General features: G+C 54.3%; 1 protein-coding gene. It reads right to left on the bottom strand.

Annotation, left to right across the window (positions count from 1 at the left end; translation table 11 throughout):
• On the bottom strand, nt 1-335 hold a 335-nt coding region (locus KK062_RS30155; RefSeq protein WP_254088097.1), incomplete at both ends, for a hypothetical protein.

The raw sequence follows: 335 nt of genomic DNA on the forward strand, positions 1-335 counted from the left end.
TGATAGCGTGTCTCGTCGACCAGCGGATACGACTGAATGGCATAGCGGGTGCCTGCTTCCAAATATTCCAGCATATCGGTAATGCTCACTTTAGTGACCTGAAAGTCAGCATCGTTTATATTCAGCATGACGCGGCCACCGGTATAACGCAACCGCGCGGTGTCGGTGGCGGTAAATACCAAACAACGTCTCACCTGTTTTTCCCATCGCGCCCGCCAGGGAAATTGCCCATGCAAATCATGTTGCATCCGGGCCTGCAGGGCGGCCAACGTGGTTGGACGGCCCGAGACCAGCTCGTAGCAATAGTAGGCCGATGTATCCTCATGAGGAAAAGG

Origin of the sequence: Dawidia cretensis (assembly GCF_018598175.1) — a bacterium.
Taxonomy (GTDB): Bacteria; Bacteroidota; Bacteroidia; order Cytophagales; family Cyclobacteriaceae; genus Ohtaekwangia; species Ohtaekwangia cretensis.